The following is a 21,323-nucleotide window of genomic DNA, read 5'->3' as shown; positions in this document are numbered from 1 at the left end:
TGCAGTGAAACGCGTGTGAATCCGCGTTTTTGGGGGTTCACGCGGCGGGGTACGCCGACTATGTAATGCGCTCATGACAATCCCTGAAAACTCGTCAGCCTGGCCGGACCTCAAACCGACCGCGCTCCTCGTGCTCGCCGATGGCACCGTGCTGGAAGGCTTTGGCCTCGGCGCGGAAGGCCAGGCCGTTGGCGAAGTCTGCTTCAACACCGCGATGACCGGTTATGAGGAGGTCCTCACCGATCCCTCCTATGCCGGGCAGCTCATCACCTTCACCTTCCCGCATATCGGCAACGTCGGCACCAACGACGAGGATATCGAGACGGTGAACATGGCGGCGACGCCGGGTGCGCGCGGCGTGATCCTGCGCTCCGCCATCACCGATCCCTCGAACTACCGCTCGGCAAAACATCTCGACGGATGGCTGAAGGCGCGCGGCATCATCGGCCTTTCCGGCATTGACACCCGTGCGCTGACCGCGCTGATCCGCTCCAAGGGCATGCCGAATGCCGTGATCGCGCACGCCAAGGACGGCAAGTTCGACCTGCACGGACTCAAGGAAGAAGCGCGCGAATGGCCCGGCCTCGAAGGCATGGACCTGGTGCCGATGGTGACCTCGGCTCAGCGCTTCACCTGGGACGAGACGCCGTGGGGCTGGGAAAAGGGCTTTGGCCGCCAGACCGCGCCCAAATTCAACGTGGTCGCGATCGACTACGGCATCAAGCGCAACATCCTGCGGCTGCTCGCCGGCGAGGGCTGCAAGATCACCGTGGTGCCGGCGACCACATCAGCCGAAGACATTCTGGCGATGAAGCCGGACGGCGTGTTTCTCTCTAACGGCCCCGGCGATCCCGCCGCGACCGGCAAGTACGCGGTGCCTGTGATCAAGCAGGTGATCGATTCGGGCACGCCGACCTTCGGCATCTGTCTCGGCCATCAGATGCTGGGCCTCGCCGTCGGCGCCAGGACCAAGAAGATGCATCAGGGCCATCACGGCGCCAATCATCCGGTCAAGGACGAGACCACCGGCAAGGTGGAAATCACGTCCATGAACCACGGCTTTGCGGTGGACGAAAAGACGCTGCCGAAGGGTGCCACGCAGACCCATATCTCGCTGTTCGACGGCTCCAATTGCGGCATCCAGCTCGACGGCAAGCCGGTGTTCTCGGTGCAGTACCACCCGGAAGCCTCACCGGGACCGCGGGATTCGCATTACCTGTTCAAGCGGTTCGCGGATCTGATGCGGGCGAACAAGAAGGCGTAAGCCGCCACCGTCATTGCCGGGCTTGACCCGGCAATCCATCCACTTTGAAGATTGATGGATGCCCGGATCAAGTCCGGGCATGACAATCTGTCGTCCGCATATGACAATCTGTCACTGGATTGCCGTCTAAAGTCTTAGTATGATGTCGGTAATATTAAACAGGAACCGCCCCATGGACACCGCCCCCGCCCCCAAGGTCGAATACGGCGTGACGCCGACCAGCGTGATGGCGTCGATGACGGGTCTCGAATTTGTCCGCGCGATTTTCGAGGGCAGATTGCCGGCGCCGCCGATCATGGAGAATGTCGAGCCGTTCGATTCCACCGCCGAGAACGGCGTCGTGACCTTTCACAGCGTGCCGGGCTTCCGGCACTACAACCCGATCGGCTCGGTGCATGGCGGCTACGCCGCGATCCTGCTGGATTCCGCGATGGGCCTCGCCGTCCACACTACGCTGCCGGCCGGCACCGGCTACACCACGCTGGAATTCAAGATCTCCTTCATCAAGGGCATGACCAAGGATACCGGCCCTGTGAAGTCGGAAGGCCGCACGCTCAGCGTCGGCCGCCGCGCCGCCACCGCGGAAGCGCGCATCACCGATTCCAAGGGCCGCCTGCTCGCCCACGCCACCACGACCTGCCTGGTGTTTGAAATCCCGAAGGGAACGTGAGGGGCGCACATCCGTTGACATCGTAGATGTCGTAGGGTGGGCAAAGCGAAGCGTGCCCACCATCGTGCTTGTGGTAGCATTGGTGGGCATGGCGCGAAGGGCGCGCCTTTGCCCACCCTACGATTCCCCGCGATTCCGGAGCACGACCATGTCCGTCGTCAGCGAAGACCTTCAGCCGCTCACCTTCGACTTCGTCGATGACGGCCTGGTGCCGAACAGCAAGATGCCGTTCCTGGTCTACAAGCGCGCGATCGACGTCGACAACGACCATCCCGAAAAGACCATCGAGGGCCTGTTCGGCGCCAATGGCTGGGGCGCGATGTGGCGCAACGGCGTCTATGATTATCTGCACTACCACGCCACCGTGCACGAAGTGCTCGGGGTCGCCCGCGGCAACGCCATCGTGCGGTTCGGCGGCGACAATGGCACGGACCTCGCGATCGCCGCCGGTGACGTCGCGATCCTGCCCGCGGGCACCGGGCATCAATGCCTGTCGTCGAGCGCTGACTTCTCCGTCGTCGGCGCCTATCCGCCCGGCCCGCCGGCCGAAATCACGCGCGCGACGCCGGAGAACCACGCCAAGGCGTTGAAGACGATTCCGAACGTGAAACTGCCGAAGGCCGATCCGGTGATGGGGGCGAATGGTCCGCTAGTAAAACTATGGAAGCGCGGGTGATACTGCGGTTCGACGGGATTGCGACGATTTGTCCTGTGTCGTCTGGGGCACGATTATCTGGCACAAAATGCATAGACGGTGCGCGCCGCCGGTCGTGAAGACGCAGATCGGCGCAGCTAGAGATACGCCGTATAGGAACTGATCCACACCAGGATCGACGCAAGAAGGCCGATCACACCCGCCTTTTCTGAAAATGCAGTTGCGCTGCCGGACATTCCGAGACGAAGTGAGTCACGGTCCATTCCGTCAGGGATCGATATCTCCGCCGGAAACACCGTCGCCCCGCCGAACGTATTGGTGCGCGCCAGCGTTCCCGACACGGCGATCTGCCCCTGGCCGATGCCCCTCGGAATGGCGGTAATCTTCGCGTGATAGATGCGTCCCGGGACGTTGTCGAAAACGATATCGACAGCTGCGCCCTCCTTGATGGTCTGAAAGCCGTTCTGCGAAAACATTCCAACCAGCGTGATCTCCTTCTCGACGATGAACGACATCGCCGAGCGCGCCTGCAGCGCCCGATCGCCAACGGTCAATGCGACGACGGTGACATAGCCGTCGGCCGGGGCACGAATGGTCGTCTGCGACAATTCCCAGTTGGCGTTATCGAGTTGCGCCTGTAGCTGCGCGACTGAGGTGTTGACGCCACCGATCTCCGAATCCATCGCCAGCTTGGCGCTCTGCTGGGCCGCTTTGGCGACGTCGAGCTGCGCCGACACGGTTTCGTACTGAACCTGCTTGTCCTGCGCTTGGAATTGCGTGCTGGCATCGTCAGCGGCAAGTGTCTGGATATCGTCGAGCCGCTTCTTGTTGTAGGCGACCTGCGTGGTGAGCCCGCTGACATTCGCCGTCGCCTGCTCGTAATTCGCTTTCAGTATCTCGGTTTGCTGCTTTGCAGCAGCGAGCGAGGCCTGCAACTGCGCGACCTTGTATTGAAATGGCGCCGGGTCGATTTGAAACAGCACATCGTTGGCTTTGACCGGCACGTTCGGCTTGACCGGGATTGCAACGATTTGCCCGGTCACATTCGGTGTCACTTCCACCACGCGGCCGGTGACCGTCACGCGCCCCGATGGCGTGAGATAATTAAAAAGCGCGAGAAATGCGGCGAGAAGAAATATTCCAACAGCGATTGAGACCGTGCCGGACAACCAGCCCCACCGCACCAGTTTGAACTTCGAGAACACGGCCCACAGCGCGACTAGGTAGAGGCACAAAATAATGACCATGGCTGGCCCTCATTATTGGTTTGTGCTAACTTTTCTCCCGGAGGTAGCTGAAGATACGTTTGCACCGTTAGCTTCATTGCTCCTGTTTTTCCAGCACGATGTTTCGATCCTGCATACGCCGTGAGGCGTTTTATGCAGCCATGCAGCACGTTCTCCCGCATACGCGATCTCTTGCCTACGCAATCTCTCTCGCTCCAGAGCGAGATGCTTTCAAGCCGAGATAGGAGACAGCACCATGTTGACGAAACGCGACCTGCTTCGTTCCGCAGCGCTAGCTGCACTGACAGTTACGACGATGACGCCCATCCCGGCCAATGCGCAGGCCAAAGCCGAATGGCCTGACATCCGCGAGGCCAAGGCCATCGCCGAGGAAGGCTTCATCTATGGCCTTCCCATCGTAATGAACTACGCTGTCATGTACGAATATTCGGTCGACAGGAATTCGGGGCAATTCAAGGCACCGTTCAATCAGATTAAAAACGAGGCGCGCGTCTTTACCTACAAGGACACCTCGATCGTCACCCCTAACAGCGATACACCCTATTCCTTCCTCTGGATGGATCTGCGCGCGGAGCCGATGGTGCTGTCGGTGCCGGCGGTGGAAAAGGGCCGCTACTACGCGGTGCAACTTGAAGACGGCAATACCTACAATTACGGCTACATCGGCAGCCGCGCGACCGGTACCGAAGCGGGCGACTACATGGTCGCCGGCCCGGGTTGGAACGGTACGCCCCCGCCTGGCATCAAGAAGGTATTTCGATCCACGACGCAGTTCTCCGTCGCGGGGTATCGCACCCAGTTGTTCGGTGCGGACGATATGCCCAACGTTGAGAAGGTCCAGGCGGGCTACAAGGCCCAGCCGCTCTCGGCCTATCTGAAGCAACCAACGACGACTGCGGCCGCCGCTATAGACTTCCCCAAGGTCGATAAGGAATTGGTGAAGAAAAACTTCTTTGAGTATCTCGACTTTTCCTTGCAGTTCGCACCGGCGACGCCGGACGAAGCGGAAATCCGCGCCAAGCTCGCGCGCATCGGCGTCGGCCCCGGCAAGACCTTTGATTTCAAGGACCTCCCGATCGCGCACAAGCTCGAGATCGGCCTTGGCATGAAAGACGGCGAGGAGAAGGTCGACAAGTACCTCGAGAACGGCTTCAAGAATATCAACGGATGGAAAATCGGATCGTTCTTCGGAGATCGCGAGTTTTTCAACGGCAACTGGCTGCTGCGGGCGGCGGCCGCCAAGGGCGGCATCTATGGCAACGACGCCGTGGAAGCCGTGTACCCCTTCACCAAGAATCTGGCCAACGGCGACGTGCTCGATGGTTCCAAGAATAAATACTCCGTCACCTTCCCCGCCGGACAGCTTCCGCCTGTGAACGCGTTCTGGTCCGTGACCATGTACGACGGCAAGAGCCAGCTGCTGATCGAAAACCCGATCAACCGGTATCTGATCAACTCGCCGATGCTACCCGGCATGAAGAAAAATGCCGACGGCTCTCTCACGCTGTACGTCCAGAAGGACTCACCCGGCGCCGACAAAGACGCCAATTGGTTGCCGGCGCCGAATGGCCCAATCTATCTGGTGATGCGGCTGTACTGGCCGAAGACCGAAGCTCCGTCGGTGCTGCCGCCGGGCAACGGCACCTGGCAGCCGCCGGCGATCGTGGCGTTGCAATAGCGTTGAGGCAGCGCGGGACTCGTCATTACCGCGATCCCGCGCGTGTCCCGAAATCTGCAATCGACACCCGCTTGAGCCCAAGCGGTGAAGCGACAGAGGAGTGTTCACATGATCACGAAACGCGATCTGCTCCGTGCCGCAGCACTGGCTGCGATGACAGTTACCACCATGACGCCGGTTCCGGCGAGCGCGCAGGCCAAGGCGGAATGGCCCGACATCATCGAGGCCAAAAGAATTGCTGAGGAAGGCTTCATCTATGGCCTGCCGATCGTGATGAACTACGCTGTGATGTACGAGTTCTCCGTGGACACGAAGAACAGCCAGTTCAAGGCGCCGTTCAATCAGATCAAAAACCTGGCGTATGTCGCGACCTACAAGGACACCGCTGTCGTGACGCCCAACAGCGACACGCCATACTCCACGCTTTGGTTCGATCTGCGCGCCGAGCCGATGGTTGTTTCGGTGCCGGCCGTTGAGAAGAGCCGCTATTACACGGTGCAGCTGATCGACGGCAACACCTTCAATTTTGGCTATATCGGCAGCCGCGCGACCGGCATCGACGCCGGAGACTACATGGTCGTTGGGCCGAACTGGCAGGGCGCCACTCCGCCCGGAATCAAGAAGGTCTTCCAGTCCTCGACCCAGTTTGCCTTCGCGGCCATTCGTACGCAGCTCTTCAATCCGGAGGATATGCCGAATGTCGTGAAGGTCCAGGCCGGCTACAAGGCGCAGCCGCTATCGGCCTATCTCAAGCAGCCGGTAACGACCGCTTCGGCCGCGATCGACTTTCCCAAGGTCGATGCGGAGCTGGTGAAGAAGAACTTCTTCGAATATCTCGACTTCGCGCTGCAGTTTGCACCGGCGGGCCCGGAAGAACGCACCATTCGCGAGAAGCTCGCGCGCATCGGGGTTGGCGCGGGCAAGACCTTCAACTTCAAGGATCTTCCGCTCGAACACAAACTCGAAGTCGGGCTTGGGATGAAGGAAGGTGAGGAGAAGGTTGAAAAGTATCTCGCTGGTGGACAGAAAGACGTCAACGGATGGAAAATCGGATCGCTGTTCGGTGACCGTCTGTTCTACAGCGGCGATTGGCTGAAGCGGGCCGCCGCCGCAAAAGGCGGCATTTATGGCAATGACGCCGCGGAAGCCGTCTACCCCATGACCAAAACGCTCGCCAACGGCGAAGTGCTCGACTCTTCAAAGCGCAGATACACAATCACCTTTGCCGCCGGGCAATATCCGCCGGTCGAGGCGTTCTGGTCGGTGACCATGTATGACGGCAAGAGCCAATTGCTGATCGAGAATCCGATCAATCGATATTTGATCAATTCGCCGATGCTGCCAGGCATGAAGAAGAATCCGGACGGCTCTCTCACGCTGCATCTCCAGAAAGATTCACCGGGCGCCGACAAGGAATCCAACTGGCTGCCGGCGCCGAACGGCGAAATGTACCTGGTGATGCGGCTCTATTGGCCGAAGACCGAAGCGCCGTCGATCCTACCGCCGGGCGAAGGAACTTGGCAGCCGCCGGCGATCGTGGCGCTGCAATAGCGTTGCGCCGAGAGGCAGCGCGGGACCCGTCATTACCGCGATCCCGCGCGTGCCCCGAGATTCAGGATCGAATCCGCGCTCGAACCCAGGCAAGGGAATGTTCACATGATTACAAAACGCGACCTTCTTCGTTCCGCAGCGCTTGCAGCATTTACCGTCTCGACGGCGAATTCCATCCCGGCGCAAGCGCAGACGAGTGCCGAGCGTCCAGGCTTCTTCAAGGCAAAGGACATCGCCGAGGCGGGCTTCATCTTCGGCCTGCCAATCGTGATGAACTACGGCATCATGTATGAATTCGCCATCGATCGCACTTCGAGCCAGTTCAAGGCGCCGTTCAACCAGTTCAAGAACGACCCCAACGTCTTTACCTACAAGGACACCGCGGTCGTGACGCCGAACAGCGACACGCCCTATTCGATCGGGTGGATGGATTTTCGGGCGGAGCCCATCGTCATTTCCGTGCCGGCGATCGACCCGAAGCGCTACTATTCGGTCCAACTCTGTGACGGCAACACCTATAATTATGGCTACATCGGCACCCGCGCCACCGGAAGCGAGGCCGGAGATTATCTGGTTGTCGGCCCGGACTGGAAGGGCGCAACGCCTCCCGGAATCAAGAAGGTCTTCCAGTCGAGCACCCAGCTATCGATCGTCATCTTCCGCACCCAGCTTTTCAACGCTGGCGATATCGACAACGTCAAGAAGGTGCAGGCCGGCTACAAGATGCAGCCACTTTCCACCTATCTGAAACAGCCGACGACGACGGCCGCGACGGCCATCGACTTTCCGAAGATCGACAAGGAGCTCGTGAAAACCAACTTCTTCGAGTATCTCGATTTTGCGCTGCAGTTTGCTCCCGTGCAGGAAAACGAGAAGGAGATCCGCGCCGCGCTCGCGAAGATTGGCGTCGGCCCCGGCAAGACCTTTAACTTCAAGGACCTGCCGCTGGAGCAAAAGCTCGAGATTGGCCTCGGCATGAAGGAAGGCGAGAAGAAGGTCGAGGAAGGCGTCGCCAAGGCCGGCACGACCATCAACGGCTGGCAGGTCAGCGCGTTGCCGGGCGATAACGCCCACTACAATGGCGACTGGCTCAAGCGCGCCGTCGCCGCCAAGGCCGGTATCTACGGCAATAATCCGGCGGAAGCGACCTATCCGCTCACCCGCATCGATGGCGACGGCCAGACGCTCGATGGCAGCAAGCACAATTACACCCTGACATTCCCGCCGGGCCAGGAGCCACCAGTCAACGCGTTCTGGTCGCTCACCATGTATGACGGCAAGTCGCAGCTCCTGATCGAAAATCCGATCAACCGCTATTTGATCAATTCGCCGATGCTTCCGGATATGAAGAAGAACGCGGACGGGTCACTGACGCTCTACATCCAGAACAAATCGCCGGGTGCGGACAAGGAATCGAACTGGCTGCCGGCACCGAACGACACGATCTACCTGGTCATGCGGCTCTACTGGCCGAAGACGGAGTCACCTTCGATCCTCCCGCCAGGCGAAGGCACCTGGAAGCCGCCGGCCGTCGTGGCGGCGAAGTAGCGTTCAGACCGAAGGCACCGCGGGACTCGTCATCGTGATCCCGCGCGTGTCCAGGCTCGGAAGGCAAGTGAAAGCAAATTTGAGTGCCGTTTTGCACGGGAGTGAGTCATGAAAGCTGTACTCACACGAACGCTTTGCGGCGCTGTACTGACTTTTGCATTGACCGCCGTATTCGCACCAGCCGGCGCCCAGCAGACGAGCCTGTCGAAATTCTCCACCGAACAACTCGCCAATCGAATGCTGGAACGCCGCGCCGTGGACGCCGTCATCTGGGGCATGCCCATCGTCAGCTTCGACTCGCTGCGGCAAGCCTACTTCCGCGACGGCAAGGCGAAATACGGCGACATCATCTGGTGGCCCAAAGGCAGCACCTGGAAGAACCAGTCGTTCACCGTCAATACAACCCTTCGCTACCTTTTTGCCTTCTTCAACATAAAAGACGATGGGCCGATGGTTCTGGACCTGCCGCCGGCGGCCAATGGGTCCAGCTTCCTGGGCACCATTTGCGATGCCTGGCAGGTACCGCTCACCGACGTCGGGTTCGAGGGCAAAGGCGGCAAATACCTGGTGCTGCCACCCGACTACACGGGCGAGGTGCCGGCCGGCTATATCCCCGTGCGTTCAAAGACCTACAACACATTCGCCGGCCTCCGCTCCATCCTGGAGAGCAACTCGGAAGAGGACGTGCGCAGGGGTGACGCGCTGGTAAAGCAGATCAAGGTCTACCCCTTGGCCGAGGCCAGTAACCCGCCTGCGCCGCGGTTCGTGGATATGACCAACACCCTCTATGACGGCCTCGCGCGATTCGACGAAAGCTTTTACACCAGCCTTGCCCGCATGCTGAATGAGGAGACGGTACAGCCCCAGGATCTGCAGATGATGGGCATGCTCCGACCACTCGGCATCGAGAAGGGCAAGGAGTTCAAGCCCGATGCCGCGACCGTGGCACAGTTGAAGTCCGCCGCGGCGGAAGCCGGTGCCTGGCTCCTCGGACAGCAGTCTAAGATCGGTGAAGACTGGTGGCCGGGCAGCCAGTGGAAATTGCTGGTCCCGCCGATTGGCCCGCAGACGGGATTCAAGTGGGCCGTGCCAAACTATTTCGACGTGGATACGCGCGGCGCTGCTTTCGCCGGCTTCTTCCTGCCTCCCGCGAAGCTCGGCGGAGGCAGCTTCTACCTTGCCGCGTACTTCGACAACGGCGGCCAGCCGCTCCGCGGCGAGAACCCCTATCGACTGCACGTTCCAGCCAATGTTCCGGTAAGTCAGTTCTGGGCTGTCACCATTTACAACGCTGAAACGTCGGCCCTCTTCCTCAACCTGCCACGCCCGACCCTGGATTCATTGGACAAAGGGCTGCGCAAGAACGCCGACGGCTCGGTGGACATCCACTTTGGATCGCAGGCGCCCGCCGGTCGGGAGTCGAACTGGATTTTCACGCCGGCGGGAGCGAACTGGTTCCCCTGGTTTCGATTCTACGGTCCTGAAAAGGCGGTCTTCGACAAGAGTTGGAAGATGCCCGACATCGAGCAGGTAAAATGATCTGCGAATTAACGTGAACATCAGATGGGGCGGATGCCTTCACAATGCCCGATGAGGTGAACAACACGCGATTGTCTCGTGGCTTTGGCGCAACAGCCGCGACGGATATTCGAACTGGACCTTCTTTCCGAGCGATGGCTTGCGACGAGACATTCATTCCATGTCAATCTGGGGTTGATCGCTGTGATCTCCAGGCACCCGGGGGCAAGCAGATGACACACACCATCGCCCAACGAAATTCCAACCGTCGGCGCACGTGCTACAGCATTGGCGTGGCGCTGCTGATGTCCGGATCCATGTCCGGTGCCGCCTACGCGGACGAAACCGGCGTTTCGTACTGGCTTCCCGGGCGGTTCTCTAGCCTCGCGGCGACGCCGCAGGTGCCGGGCTGGTCGATGGCCGCGGTGTATTATCACACCACGGTCGAAGCATCGGGCGCCGTTGCCGCGGCCAGGCAGATCCAGATCGGGCGATTCCCGGCAAACGTGAACGTCAACTTCAATGCGAACCTGAACGCGCAGGCCGATCTCGTTCTGCTCAATCCCACCTATACGTTCGGAACGCCAGTGCTTGGCGGACAATTGGCCATCGGCGTCACCGGCCTGTTCGGTCGCGCTAACACCGGCATTGACGGAACGCTCACCACCGTGCTCGGACCGTTGGTGACGACCCGCACCGGAATCATCTCGGATTCACTCACTTCGGTCGGCGACCTCTATCCGCAGGCCACGCTGAAGTGGAATGCCGGGGTGCACAACTTCATGACCTATCTGACCGGCGACATTCCGGTGGGCGCCTACGATCCCAGTCGCCTCTCCAACCTCGGTATCGGGCACGCCGCGATCGACGGCGGCGGTGGCTACACCTACTTCAACCCGGCGACCGGGCACGAATTCTCCGCCGTCGCCGGCTTCACCTACAATTTCAAGAACCGCGACACGCAATACCAGAACGGAATCGACTTCCACGTCGATTGGGGGATGTCGAAATTCCTCTCCAAGCAGTTTTTCGTCGGCCTCGTCGGATATGGATATCAGCAGATCACCGACGACTTTGGTCAACATCCCCAGCTCGGCGGATTCCGTTCGCGCGTGTTCGGCATCGGTCCGCAGATCGGGTTTCTGTTCCCGGTCGGCGACATGCAGGGATACCTCAACCTGAAAGGCTATGGCGAGTTCGAGGCGCAGAACCGGCCATCGGGATGGAATACCTGGCTGACGTTCTCGATCTCGCCGATGGCGCCCACCAGCACGGTGACACCAACGCGCCGGACGGTCACGAAGTGAACGATCAACGCGCCCACTGACCCATCTGGAGGCAGGTCTGCAGGCTGACGTAACTTGGCGTGCCGCCAATGCTCTCCTGCGAGACGCAACTCGCGCGGCTGGACGCAGGGAATTTGGACCACTGGCTTGCGAGTTGCTGGCGCGCTTGCTGTTCATCGCTGATGCAGGTCTTGAGCGACTGATCGACGGTGAGTCCGGCAGTAGCGGCAATGTCGAGCTTGCAGTTTCGCGTGATATCGAACTTCGGCACTCCGTCAGCGACGGGCATGACCAGTTGCGAACCCAATACGATCATAGAGACGGACATAGGCATTTCCGACCTCCTGCTGCTCTGGCTCGCTTGCATCGTAGCGCAAGCCGTCCGGACCGCCAGTCTTATTTAGCTACTGTCGCGTGCGCAGGGTGAGCAAAGCCAACGGGTCTCCGCGAACGCGCGTCGCGTCGCTGCATTGGAGGCATGACGCACAGCGCTGGATCAGCGCCGGCGTTATGTGATTGACTTTCCCCTGCCCGAGATCAGGCCAACATGATCCGGGCCAGCACAGGGAAACGTCCGATGACCGCCAACCCAGACATGACCATCCGTGACATCCGCGTGACGATGCTGCGCCTGCCCTGGGCCGACGATCCCTGGCTGAAGGGGGCCGCGCTTGGCGCGACGCGCGACATCCTGATCTGCGAGGTCGAGACCGCAGGCGGCGTTACCGGCATGGGCTATCTGTTCGTGTTCCGCCCGGGGATGAAGTCGATCGCGGCCTGTCTCGAGGAGTGCATCATCCCGCGCGTGAAGGGCAAGGACGCCACCGCGATCGAGGCGATCTGGCGCGACCTGTGGACCGCGACGATGACCTATGGCCGCGGCGGCATCGCCGCGATGGCGATGTCGGCGATCGACATCGCGCTGTGGGATGCGGTGGGCAAGCGCGCCGGCCTGCCGCTGCACCGGCTGTGGGGCCATTATCGCTCGGAAATCCCGATCTACGGCTCGGGCTGCTTCCGCGGCGCCGGCGGCGACGGCATGATCGAGAAGGCGCTGCACTTCGTGAAGCAGGGCTACAAGGCGATCAAGATGCAGGTCGCGCATGTGCACACGCCTGCGCAGGACCTCGACAATGTACGCCGCATGCGCGAGGCGCTCGGGCCCGACATCGACATCATGATCGACGTCAACATGGGCTGGAGCGCCGATGTCGCCATCGAGATGGGACGCAAATTCGAAAAGTACGATATCTACTGGCTCGAAGAACCCGTGCCGGCCGACGATTTCGCCGGCTACCAGCGCATCGCAGCAGCGCTCGACATGCGCGTCGTCGGTGGCGAGACCCATTTCACGCGCTACGATCTGCGGCCGTTCTTTATCAATCCCTGCCTGCCGATCCTGCAGCCCGACCCGATGCGCGGCGGCATGACGGACCTTCGCAAGATCTCCGCACTGGCCGACACTTTTGGCGTCACCATCGCGCCGCATCTGTTTCCCGAACTCAACGTGCACCTCCTGGCCTCGATCCCGAACGGCATCTGGTGCGAGAACATGGGGCTGATCGACGACCTCTGGGTCGATCCACCGCAGATCGCCAACGGCATGATCACCGCGCCGGAGCGGCCCGGACATGGGCTGCAGTTCAAGGAAGAGGTAATGAAGTTCAGGATTTAGATCGTAGGGTGGGCAAAGCGAAGCGTGCCCACCATCTTATGTCGCGCAGGAATGGTGGGCACGGCGCAACGCGCCTTTGCCCACCCTACAAATCACAACCACTACGCCGCGTTGGCGCTTTCCTGGCGGCTGGCTTCGAACAGGAACCAGGTGCGGCGCTCGGTCTCGTCGACGAACAGTTCGAGCAACTGCGCGGTGCCGGTATCGTCGTGGTCGTCGGCAAGCTTGTGGGCTTTGCGCATGGCGGCCGCCATGTGCTTGTTGTCTTCCATCAATTCGCGCAGCATTTCGCGCGGCGGGACGTAAGCCTCGTTGTTGTCCTGGATGGTCTGCAGCTTTGCGATCTGCCCGATCGAACGCAGCGTGACGCCGCCAAGCTTGCGCACCCGCTCGGCGAGCTGGTCGGTGGTACCGAAGATCGCCTCCGCCTGCTCGTCCAGCATCAGATGGTAATCGCGGAAATGCCGGCCGGAGACGTGCCAGTGGAAATTCTTGGTCTTCATGTAGAGCGCGAAGGCGTCAGCCAGCAGCACGTTGAGCGACGCCGAAATCTTGTCCACCGCGGCCTGCGGCAGATCGGTCGGCGTATCGAGTTCGGGGGACACTTTTTCGGATTTGTTGGCTTTGCTCACGTTGAACCTTCCTGTTAGGAAACCGGACAGCGGTGGCATTGGACATTGGCCGCCGAACACCCTAACGCATCACTTTCCCGGCGGTTCCTTGCCGGAAACCCCTGTTTTGCCGGACGCAGCCCCGATGGACGAATGGATCGACTATTACGATTCCACGCATACGATCTATGCGAGCAAGCTGCATCGGGACCTGCATTTCCAGATCATCGCGCGCGACATCATCGGCTACATCTCGTCGCCTGACGCTGTCGTGCTGGACTATGCCTGCGGCGAGGCGCTGTCGGCGGCCAAGGTGGCGGACGCCTGCGCAAAACTCTATCTCGCCGAACCCGCCCCCGGCGTGCGCGGCCGGCTGATCGCGCGCTTTGCGCCGAACACCAAAATCCGCGTCCGTTCGCTGGATGAGCTCCGGAGTATGGACGCGCAGTCGATCGATCTCGTCGTCATGAACTCGGTGGCGCAATACATGACGCAGCAAGAGCTGGATTCCGCATTCGCGATCATTCGCCGGCTGCTGAAGCCGAGCGGGCGGCTGGTGCTGGGCGATATCCTGCGGCCCGAGGTCGGCATGGGGCGAGACGTGCTGGCGCTGTTGAAATTCGCAAGCTCCCACGGCTTCCTGACGGACGCGCTCTACGGCCTCGCCTCTACGGCCCTGTCGGATTACCGGCAATTGCGCACCCGCGTCGGCCTGCAGCGCTACAGCGAAGATGAGATGATCGCCAAGCTGACGCGGGCCGGCTTCGCCGCTTCGCGCGCCCCCGACAATATCGGCCACAATCCCTGGAGGATGACCTTCATCGCCCACCACCCATCGGTGCGCTAGTTAGGGTTAATAAAAGGTAAACGTAGCTCACCGGCCCGTGATCGGTAATGATCGCCTTGGCCCGGTGGCGGAAGCGACAACGCGAGAACGGTGCATCGTTCTTTATCCTGGTTCAAATCCAGGCCGGGCCTCCAGCCTTCGCGGCTCCGCCGCTTCGGCTAGGCAGGCCCCTTCGTGGCGAAGGCTGCCACGGCGAAGCCCGAAGGGCGAAGACGGGCCTCGGCAATCTCCATCTATCGGGGCTACGCGTGGCGCAGCCACGCTGAGACCGTCAGGACGAAGCGTGTACGGCGTAGCTGGAGCGCAGCGAAAGCGTAGACGGACTGACCATAGGCAAGCCCAAAATAGCCAAAATCGCGGTTGATGGCCCGTTTTTGGGGGTTTCGCGGGTGCGAAATCTGGTCTAAAGACCACCCGCGCGCGAGGGTAACCCGCGCTCTTGGCTTAGGGGACGCGCAGCATGCGCGCCCTTTTTTTGTGCCCAAATTCCAGTCCGCGAGACCTGATGCCCAAAAGAACCGACATCTCCACCATCCTGATCATCGGCGCCGGCCCCATCGTGATCGGCCAGGCCTGCGAATTCGACTATTCAGGCACCCAGGCGGTGAAGGCGCTGAAGGAAGAGGGCTACCGGGTCGTCCTGGTCAATTCCAATCCGGCGACGATCATGACCGACCCGGAACTGGCCGATGCCACCTATATCGAGCCAATCACGCCGGAAATCGTCGGCAAGATCATCGAAAAAGAACGCCACGTCATTCCCGGCGGCTTTGCGCTGCTGCCGACCATGGGCGGCCAGACCGCGCTGAATTGCGCGCTGTCGCTCCGCCGTCAGGGCACACTCGACAAGTTCGACGTCGAAATGATCGGCGCCACCGCTGATGCCATCGACAAGGCCGAGGACCGCCAGCTGTTCCGCGAGGCCATGACCAAGATCGGGCTGGAGACGCCAAAATCGCGGCTCGCCAACGCCTCGGCGCTGAAGAAGTCGTTTCGCGATAAATACCTTGCCGAGCGGGAGAAAGCGTCCGGCGCAGCACTTGAAGAGCTGGAACGGCAGTGGACGCTCGGCGAGAACGACCGCCGCAAGCGCTATCAGGAGCACGCGTTCGGCGAGGCGCTGATGGCGCTGTCCGAGATTGGCCTGCCCGCCATTATCCGGCCCTCCTTTACCATGGGCGGCACCGGCGGCGGCATTGCCTACAACAAGGAAGAATTCCTCGACATCATCGAGCGCGGGCTCGACGCCTCGCCGACCAACGAGGTCTTGATCGAGGAAAGCGTGCTCGGCTGGAAAGAGTACGAGATGGAGGTGGTGCGCGATAAAAAGGACAATTGCATCATCATCTGCTCGATCGAGAACCTCGATCCGATGGGCGTGCATACCGGCGATTCCATCACCATCGCGCCGGCCCTGACGCTGACCGACAAGGAATACCAGATCATGCGCGACGCCTCGCTGGCGGTGCTGCGCGAGATCGGGGTCGAGACCGGCGGCTCCAACGTGCAGTTCGGCATCAACCCGGCCGACGGCCGCATGGTCGTAATCGAGATGAACCCGCGCGTGTCGCGCTCTTCTGCCCTTGCTTCGAAGGCCACCGGCTTTCCGATTGCAAAGGTCGCGGCCAAGCTCGCGGTCGGCTACACGCTGGACGAGATCGCCAACGACATCACCGGCGGCGCCACGCCGGCCTCGTTCGAGCCGACCATCGATTACGTCGTCGTCAAGATACCGCGCTTTGCGTTCGAGAAATTCCCCGGCGCCTCCCACACCTTGACCACGTCGATGAAGTCGGTCGGCGAAGTGATGGCGATCGGCCGCACCTTCCAGGAGAGCCTGCAGAAGGCGCTGCGCGGGCTCGAGACCGGACTCACCGGCCTCGATGAAATCGAGATCGATGACCTCGGCCGCGGCGACGACAAGAACGCGGTCCGCGCCGCATTGGGCACGCCGACGCCCAACCGCATCCTGCAAGTCGCCCAGGCGATGCGGCTCGGCTGGTCCAACGAAGAGATCTTCAATTCCTGCAAGATCGATCCCTGGTTCCTCGCCGAGATGCGCGGCATCGTCGACATGGAAGCCAAGATCAAGGCGAACGGCCTGCCCGGCAACGCGTTCGGCATGCGGACGCTGAAAGCGATGGGCTTTTCCGACGCACGGCTCGCCGTGCTTGCAGAGGCCACCGAAGCCGAGGTGACCGCCAAACGCCACGCGCTCGGGGTTCGTCCGGTGTTCAAGCGCATCGATACCTGTGCGGCGGAGTTCGCATCTCCCACCGCCTACATGTACTCGACCTATGAATCGCCTTTTGCCGGCAATCTCGCCGACGAGAGCGCACCCTCCGACAAGAAGAAGGTCATCATCCTCGGCGGCGGACCGAACCGGATCGGCCAGGGCATCGAGTTCGACTATTGCTGCTGCCACGCCTGCTTTGCGCTGCATGACGCCGGCTACGAGACCATCATGGTCAACTGCAATCCGGAAACCGTGTCGACCGACTACGACACCGCGGACCGGCTCTATTTCGAACCGCTCACCGCCGAGGACGTGCTGGAAATCATCGCCACCGAACGGACCAACGGCACGCTGCACGGCGTGATCGTGCAGTTCGGCGGCCAGACCCCGCTGAAGCTGGCGCGCGCGCTGGAGGCCGCCGACGTGCCGATCCTCGGCACCTCGCCCGACGCCATCGACCTTGCCGAAGACCGCGACCGCTTCAAGCGCGTGCTCGACAAGCTAAGGTTAAAGCAGCCCAAGAACGGCATCGCCTATTCGGTCGAGCAGGCGCGGCTGGTGGCGGCCGATCTCGGCCTGCCGCTGGTGGTGCGTCCGTCCTACGTGCTGGGCGGCCGCGCGATGCAGATCATCCGCGAGGAAGAGCAGCTCAACAATTATCTGCTCGGCACGCTGCCCGAGCTGGTGCCGGCCGACGTCAAGGCGCGCTACCCCAACGACAAGACCGGGCAGATCAACACCGTGCTCGGCAAGAACCCGCTATTGTTCGACCGCTATCTTTCCGACGCCACCGAGATCGACGTCGACTGCCTGTGCGACGGCAAGGACACGTTCGTCGTCGGTATCATGGAGCACATCGAGGAAGCCGGCATTCACTCCGGCGATTCCGCCTGTTCGCTGCCGCCGCATTCGCTGGATGGGGCGATGATCACCGAGCTCGAACGGCAGACCCGCGAACTCGCGCTCGGCCTCGACGTGGTCGGCCTGATGAACGTGCAATACGCCATCAAGGACGGCGACATCTACGTACTCGAGGTCAACCCGCGGGCGTCGCGCACGGTGCCGTTCGTCGCCAAGGTGGTCGGCACGCCGGTGGCGAAGATCGCGGCGAGAATCATGGCCGGCGAGAAGCTCGCGGACTTCAATCTGAAGAAGCGCAAGCTCGGCCATGTCGGCGTCAAGGAATCGGTATTCCCGTTCGCGCGTTTCCCCGGCGTCGATACCGTGCTCGGTCCGGAGATGCGCTCGACCGGCGAAGTGATGGGCATCGATCGTTCGTTCGAGGTCGCCTTCGCCAAGAGCCAGCTCGGCGGCGGCACCCGCGTGCCGCGCAAGGGCACCGTGTTCGTCTCGGTGCGCGAGAGCGACAAGACCCGCATCGCGGACGCCGTGCGGCTGCTGCATTCGCTCGGCTTCAGGGTGATGGCCACATCGGGCACCCAGCGCTTCCTCACCGATTCCGGCGTGCCGACCGAAAAAGTGAACAAGGTGCTGGAGGGCCGGCCGCACATCGTCGACGCCATCACCAATGGCGACATCCAGCTCGTCTTCAACACCACCGAGGGGCCGCAGGCGCTGGCCGACAGCCGTTCGTTGCGACGGGCTGCCCTCTTGCATAAAGTGCCATATTACACCACTCTTTCCGGTGCTGTGGCGGCCGCACAGGGCATCCGCGCCTATCTGGGCGGAGACCTTGAGGTCCGCACGCTGCAGAGTTACTTTTCCGAAAACTGATCGTTCGCCGGGCCAAATTGCCCGCTAAACGGTTGGCAACAAAGCCGTATGGCTGGAACCCACCGCTCGTTTGGAAGTTGTATCGGCCCTTGACGGGGCCGAAAATTAATAGGCTGGCGGGCTCGCGTTTCGGGCCCGAATGGCCCCGAATCGAAATCGAAAGACTGCTTCGTGCGCGCAACTTCTGAAGGGGCGGCTCGCACGGGCGAAGGACGGAAGAGATGATGGAAAAGGTTCCGATGACCGCCGGTGGCTATGCCGCCCTCGAGGTCGAGTTGAAGAAGCGCCAGTCGGAAGACCGGCCGCGCATCATCGAGCACATCGCCGAGGCGCGCTCGCATGGCGACCTTTCGGAAAACGCGGAATATCACGCCGCCAAGGAAGAGCAGTCGCATAATGAAGGCCGCATCGCCGAGATCGAAGACAAGCTCGCGCGCGCCGACATCATCGATATTTCAAAGCTCTCCGGCGACACCATCATGTTCGGCGCCACCGTCACGCTGGTCGACGAGGACACCGAGAAGAAAGCGGTGTGGCAGATCGTCGGTGAGCCGGAGGCCGATGCCAAGAAGGGCCGCATCTCCATCACCTCGCCGCTGGCCCGCGCCTTGATCGGCAAGAAGAAGGGCACGACCGTAGAGGTCATGGCGCCCGGCGGCGCCAAGGCCTACGAGATCACCAAGGTCGAGTGGCGCTAGGCTGGAGCCAGGTTTGCCCCGGCGGGCACTGCCCGCCGGTCCGGGGCTGGAACATGCGTTCATCGCCTTGAGGAAGACGGCATGCGGCCAGATCACCATCTCGTTGCGTGCCTCGCTTTCGCACTGACGAGCGTGCTTGCCGGATGCAATATTGCGGCCGCGGCCGAACTCCCGATTCCGCCGCGCAACGCACCCAAAGACCGCGGCAATTATTCGATGCAATCCGGTCCGCCGAATTGCAGCCGCTGGACCGACGACTGCGTCAACTGCACGCGCGGCGCCAAGGATGAGCCCGCGACCTGCTCCAACATCGGCATTGCCTGTCAGCCCAAAGCGATCCGCTGCCTCGGCGCGCAGTGATCCAATGCAGCTTCCTGCTTGGGTTGGACGGCCTCGTAGTTCGCGACGCACCGCCTCGTCGCTCCCCACCATGAGGGTCGCCGCTGAACTGGATCACGCTCTAGCGGCAGAGTGCCGCAGCAAAGTCACCTGGAAGTAATCTCGCGCGAGACGCGGCAAACACGCAGCGCCCCCGTATAATTCCCGTGCTGCTCGCCAAAACGTCATCGGATTCCGGCCGCCGCGCGCTTTTCCTCCAGGCCTCGACACGATACCAAGTGGAACTCGATCCAACTTGGGGGACTCTCATGACAGAAGCACTCGCGGCGTGGACGCCGCGCGTATTGAGTATACTGCGTATCATCACCGGCCTTTTGATCATCCAGCACGGCATGGGCAAGATCATCGGATGGCCGGTGGTGGCGATGTACGCCACCGTGCAGCCGTTCTCGCTAGTCGGCGCCGCCGGCTTCATTGAACTGATCGGCGGCGCGCTGCTGATCGTCGGCCTGTGCACACGCCCGGTCGCCTTCATTCTTTCCGGCATGATGGCGTTCGCCTATTTCATCGGCCACTTCCCGAAGGGCTTTCATCCCTTGATCAACGGCGGCACGCTGGCGGCCTTGTACTGCTTCACCTGCCTCTATCTGTCGACCGCGGGCGCAGGTCCGTGGAGCGTCGACGCAGCAACCAAGCGGGCTTGAGGGAGCGGACAATGGACAAGTTCAACAAGATGCTCGCAAGCGGCGAGCCGATGGTTCTCAGCGTCTTCCGTTTCATCACCGGATTGCTGCTGTTTCAGTACGGCGTCGCCAAGCTGTTCAAATATCCGCCGGTGCCGATGTTCGCCAAGGTCGAGCTGATGTCGCTGTACGGCGCGGCCGGTTCGCTCGAACTGGTCCTCGGCGGCCTTCTGATGATCGGTCTTCTGACCCGGCCCGTGGCCTTCATCCTGTCAGGTGAAATGGCGTTCGCCTATTTCATGGGGCACTATCCCAAAGGCTTCATCCCGATCCTGAACGGCGGCAACGCCTCGATCCTGTTCTGCTTCGGCTGCCTCTATCTGTTCTTTGCCGGCGGCGGACCGTTCAGCGTGGATGCGATGATGGGAAAGAAGCGGTAGGGAGCGGCAAGGAGCGGCGCTCCAACTAACACTGTCATTCCGGGGCGCGCGAAAGCGCGAACCTCAGGTGCGCAATTGCGCACCGGGGAATCTCGAGATCCCGGATTCGATGCTCCGCATCGCTCCGGGATGACGGGATAACGCGCAGCGTTATCCCGTCACCTTCAAATCGAGCGGCACTGCCGCTTCGTATTTCGAATTGTGCAGCACCAGCGACGTCCTGACATTGCGCACATGGGGCGCCGACGTCAGATGGGTGACGAAATCCTGGAACGTCGCCATGTCGGGCGCCACGCATTTCAGGATGAAATCCACCTCTCCCGACAGCATCCAGCATTCGCGCACCAGGGGCTCGGCGCGGACAAATTCCTCGAAGGCGCGCAAGTCAGCTTCGGCCTGGCTCGACAGGTGCACGGAGGCAAACACGGTGACGTCGAAGCCGAGCCGGCGCGGATCCAGCATGCCGCGGTAGCCCTGAATGTAACCTTCTTCCTCCAGCGTCCTGACCCGGCGCAGGCAAGGCGGCGGCGAGATGCCGACCCGTTTGGCCAGTTCGACGTTGGTGATTCGGCCATCGGCCTGGATTTCGGAAAGAATTCTAAGGTCGATCTCGTCGAGATTCTTCGACACGCGGTCCGGTTCC

General features: G+C 61.5%; 19 protein-coding genes. 15 read left to right on the top strand and 4 right to left on the bottom strand.

Translation table 11 applies throughout. From position 1 onward, the window contains the following. Window positions 1–73 precede the first annotated feature (73 nt). The 3 genes from carA (at window position 74) to JQ641_RS26140 (ending at window position 2,610) form a co-directional block, all read left to right on the top strand. Window positions 74–1,264: a glutamine-hydrolyzing carbamoyl-phosphate synthase small subunit gene (gene carA / locus JQ641_RS26150; RefSeq protein ID WP_211998757.1), complete on the top strand. Its 1,191-nt coding sequence runs from the start codon at window positions 74–76 to the stop codon at window positions 1,262–1,264. A 172-nt stretch (window positions 1,265–1,436) separates the two neighbouring features. After that, entirely contained in the window at window positions 1,437–1,934 is a 498-nt protein-coding gene (locus JQ641_RS26145) for a PaaI family thioesterase (RefSeq protein WP_211998756.1), read from the top strand. A gap of 148 nt (window positions 1,935–2,082) precedes the next feature. Beyond that, window positions 2,083–2,610, top strand: a complete 528-nt coding sequence (locus tag JQ641_RS26140; RefSeq protein ID WP_211998755.1) for a hypothetical protein — start codon at window positions 2,083–2,085, stop codon at window positions 2,608–2,610. A 116-nt stretch (window positions 2,611–2,726) separates the two neighbouring features. On the opposite strand, the gene JQ641_RS26135 is transcribed toward JQ641_RS26140, so the two are convergent. Next, a complete protein-coding gene (locus JQ641_RS26135; RefSeq protein WP_211998754.1) occupies window positions 2,727–3,836 on the bottom strand; it encodes an HlyD family secretion protein in 1,110 nt (369 codons plus the stop codon). A 235-nt stretch (window positions 3,837–4,071) separates the two neighbouring features. On the opposite strand from JQ641_RS26135, the gene JQ641_RS26130 reads away from it, so the two are divergent. The 5 genes from JQ641_RS26130 to JQ641_RS26110 all read left to right on the top strand — a co-directional run bounded on the left by JQ641_RS26130 (window position 4,072) and on the right by JQ641_RS26110 (window position 11,438). Beyond that, the gene (locus JQ641_RS26130; RefSeq protein ID WP_211998753.1) at window positions 4,072–5,514 is read left to right on the top strand and encodes a DUF1254 domain-containing protein; all 1,443 of its coding nucleotides are present in this window, start codon (window positions 4,072–4,074) and stop codon (window positions 5,512–5,514) included. 108 nt (window positions 5,515–5,622) lie between these two features. Beyond that, entirely contained in the window at window positions 5,623–7,065 is a 1,443-nt protein-coding gene (locus JQ641_RS26125) for a DUF1254 domain-containing protein (RefSeq protein WP_211998752.1), read from the top strand. 105 nt (window positions 7,066–7,170) lie between these two features. Next, entirely contained in the window at window positions 7,171–8,613 is a 1,443-nt protein-coding gene (locus JQ641_RS26120; RefSeq protein WP_211998751.1) for a DUF1254 domain-containing protein, read from the top strand. Between the two features lie 108 nt (window positions 8,614–8,721). After that, on the top strand, window positions 8,722–10,152 hold the full coding sequence (locus tag JQ641_RS26115) for a DUF1254 domain-containing protein (protein WP_211998750.1): 1,431 nt from the start codon (window positions 8,722–8,724) through the stop codon (window positions 10,150–10,152). Between the two features lie 284 nt (window positions 10,153–10,436). Further along, complete coding sequence (locus JQ641_RS26110; protein WP_249150707.1) at window positions 10,437–11,438, top strand: SphA family protein; 1,002 nt, start codon at window positions 10,437–10,439, stop codon at window positions 11,436–11,438. Window positions 11,439–11,442: 4 nt separating this feature from the next. On the opposite strand, the gene JQ641_RS26105 is transcribed toward JQ641_RS26110, so the two are convergent. Beyond that, a complete protein-coding gene (locus tag JQ641_RS26105; protein ID WP_211998748.1) occupies window positions 11,443–11,745 on the bottom strand; it encodes a hypothetical protein in 303 nt (100 codons plus the stop codon). A 249-nt stretch (window positions 11,746–11,994) separates the two neighbouring features. Between JQ641_RS26105 and JQ641_RS26100 the strand changes: the two genes are divergently transcribed. Continuing rightward, the gene (locus JQ641_RS26100) at window positions 11,995–13,092 is read left to right on the top strand and encodes a mandelate racemase/muconate lactonizing enzyme family protein (protein WP_211998747.1); all 1,098 of its coding nucleotides are present in this window, start codon (window positions 11,995–11,997) and stop codon (window positions 13,090–13,092) included. 101 nt (window positions 13,093–13,193) lie between these two features. On the opposite strand, the gene JQ641_RS26095 is transcribed toward JQ641_RS26100, so the two are convergent. Further along, window positions 13,194–13,724 carry a Dps family protein gene (locus tag JQ641_RS26095; RefSeq protein ID WP_211998746.1) on the bottom strand — a complete coding sequence of 177 codons (531 nt, stop codon included), beginning with the start codon at window positions 13,722–13,724 and terminating at the stop codon, window positions 13,194–13,196. A gap of 124 nt (window positions 13,725–13,848) precedes the next feature. On the opposite strand from JQ641_RS26095, the gene JQ641_RS26090 reads away from it, so the two are divergent. The 6 genes from JQ641_RS26090 to JQ641_RS26065 all read left to right on the top strand — a co-directional run bounded on the left by JQ641_RS26090 (window position 13,849) and on the right by JQ641_RS26065 (window position 20,680). Continuing rightward, window positions 13,849–14,550, top strand: a complete 702-nt coding sequence (locus JQ641_RS26090; protein ID WP_211998877.1) for a class I SAM-dependent methyltransferase — start codon at window positions 13,849–13,851, stop codon at window positions 14,548–14,550. 505 nt (window positions 14,551–15,055) lie between these two features. Then, the gene (gene carB, locus JQ641_RS26085; protein ID WP_211998745.1) at window positions 15,056–18,520 is read left to right on the top strand and encodes a carbamoyl-phosphate synthase large subunit; all 3,465 of its coding nucleotides are present in this window, start codon (window positions 15,056–15,058) and stop codon (window positions 18,518–18,520) included. A 224-nt stretch (window positions 18,521–18,744) separates the two neighbouring features. After that, entirely contained in the window at window positions 18,745–19,218 is a 474-nt protein-coding gene (gene greA / locus JQ641_RS26080) for a transcription elongation factor GreA (RefSeq protein WP_192736743.1), read from the top strand. An 81-nt stretch (window positions 19,219–19,299) separates the two neighbouring features. Beyond that, complete coding sequence (locus JQ641_RS26075) at window positions 19,300–19,578, top strand: hypothetical protein (protein ID WP_249150704.1); 279 nt, start codon at window positions 19,300–19,302, stop codon at window positions 19,576–19,578. Window positions 19,579–19,865: 287 nt separating this feature from the next. Further along, window positions 19,866–20,261: a DoxX family protein gene (locus JQ641_RS26070; protein ID WP_211998744.1), complete on the top strand. Its 396-nt coding sequence runs from the start codon at window positions 19,866–19,868 to the stop codon at window positions 20,259–20,261. 11 nt (window positions 20,262–20,272) lie between these two features. Beyond that, window positions 20,273–20,680 carry a DoxX family protein gene (locus JQ641_RS26065; RefSeq protein ID WP_249150702.1) on the top strand — a complete coding sequence of 136 codons (408 nt, stop codon included), beginning with the start codon at window positions 20,273–20,275 and terminating at the stop codon, window positions 20,678–20,680. A gap of 150 nt (window positions 20,681–20,830) precedes the next feature. Here JQ641_RS26065 and JQ641_RS26060 read toward each other — a convergent pair whose 3' ends face one another. Further along, entirely contained in the window at window positions 20,831–21,310 is a 480-nt protein-coding gene (locus JQ641_RS26060; protein ID WP_192736745.1) for an Lrp/AsnC family transcriptional regulator, read from the bottom strand. Window positions 21,311–21,323: the final 13 nt, after the last annotated feature.

Origin of the sequence: Bradyrhizobium sp. JYMT SZCCT0180 (assembly GCF_018130165.1) — a bacterium.
Lineage (GTDB): Bacteria > Pseudomonadota > Alphaproteobacteria > Rhizobiales > Xanthobacteraceae > Bradyrhizobium.
The sequence above is the reverse complement of the archived record's forward strand: the minus strand, read 5'-3'. Positions and strand labels throughout refer to the sequence as shown.

Excerpts from the sequence above, each read along its gene's own strand:
- greA (WP_192736743.1), top strand. The coding sequence starts at position 18,745 with ATGGAAAAGGTTCCGATGACCGCCGGTGGCTATGCCGCCCTCGAGGTC.
- JQ641_RS26120 (WP_211998751.1), top strand. The coding sequence starts at position 7,171 with ATGATTACAAAACGCGACCTTCTTCGTTCCGCAGCGCTTGCAGCATTT.
- JQ641_RS26130 (WP_211998753.1), top strand. The coding sequence starts at position 4,072 with ATGTTGACGAAACGCGACCTGCTTCGTTCCGCAGCGCTAGCTGCACTG.
- JQ641_RS26135 (WP_211998754.1), bottom strand. The coding sequence starts at position 3,836 with ATGGTCATTATTTTGTGCCTCTACCTAGTCGCGCTGTGGGCCGTGTTC.
- JQ641_RS26075 (WP_249150704.1), top strand. The coding sequence starts at position 19,300 with ATGCGGCCAGATCACCATCTCGTTGCGTGCCTCGCTTTCGCACTGACG.
- JQ641_RS26090 (WP_211998877.1), top strand. The coding sequence starts at position 13,849 with ATGGACGAATGGATCGACTATTACGATTCCACGCATACGATCTATGCG.
- JQ641_RS26145 (WP_211998756.1), top strand. The coding sequence starts at position 1,437 with ATGGACACCGCCCCCGCCCCCAAGGTCGAATACGGCGTGACGCCGACC.
- carB (WP_211998745.1), top strand. The coding sequence starts at position 15,056 with ATGCCCAAAAGAACCGACATCTCCACCATCCTGATCATCGGCGCCGGC.
- carA (WP_211998757.1), top strand. The coding sequence starts at position 74 with ATGACAATCCCTGAAAACTCGTCAGCCTGGCCGGACCTCAAACCGACC.
- JQ641_RS26115 (WP_211998750.1), top strand. The coding sequence starts at position 8,722 with ATGAAAGCTGTACTCACACGAACGCTTTGCGGCGCTGTACTGACTTTT.
- JQ641_RS26140 (WP_211998755.1), top strand. The coding sequence starts at position 2,083 with ATGTCCGTCGTCAGCGAAGACCTTCAGCCGCTCACCTTCGACTTCGTC.
- JQ641_RS26100 (WP_211998747.1), top strand. The coding sequence starts at position 11,995 with ATGACCGCCAACCCAGACATGACCATCCGTGACATCCGCGTGACGATG.
- JQ641_RS26105 (WP_211998748.1), bottom strand. The coding sequence starts at position 11,745 with ATGTCCGTCTCTATGATCGTATTGGGTTCGCAACTGGTCATGCCCGTC.
- JQ641_RS26065 (WP_249150702.1), top strand. The coding sequence starts at position 20,273 with ATGGACAAGTTCAACAAGATGCTCGCAAGCGGCGAGCCGATGGTTCTC.
- JQ641_RS26125 (WP_211998752.1), top strand. The coding sequence starts at position 5,623 with ATGATCACGAAACGCGATCTGCTCCGTGCCGCAGCACTGGCTGCGATG.
- JQ641_RS26070 (WP_211998744.1), top strand. The coding sequence starts at position 19,866 with ATGACAGAAGCACTCGCGGCGTGGACGCCGCGCGTATTGAGTATACTG.
- JQ641_RS26110 (WP_249150707.1), top strand. The coding sequence starts at position 10,437 with ATGTCCGGATCCATGTCCGGTGCCGCCTACGCGGACGAAACCGGCGTT.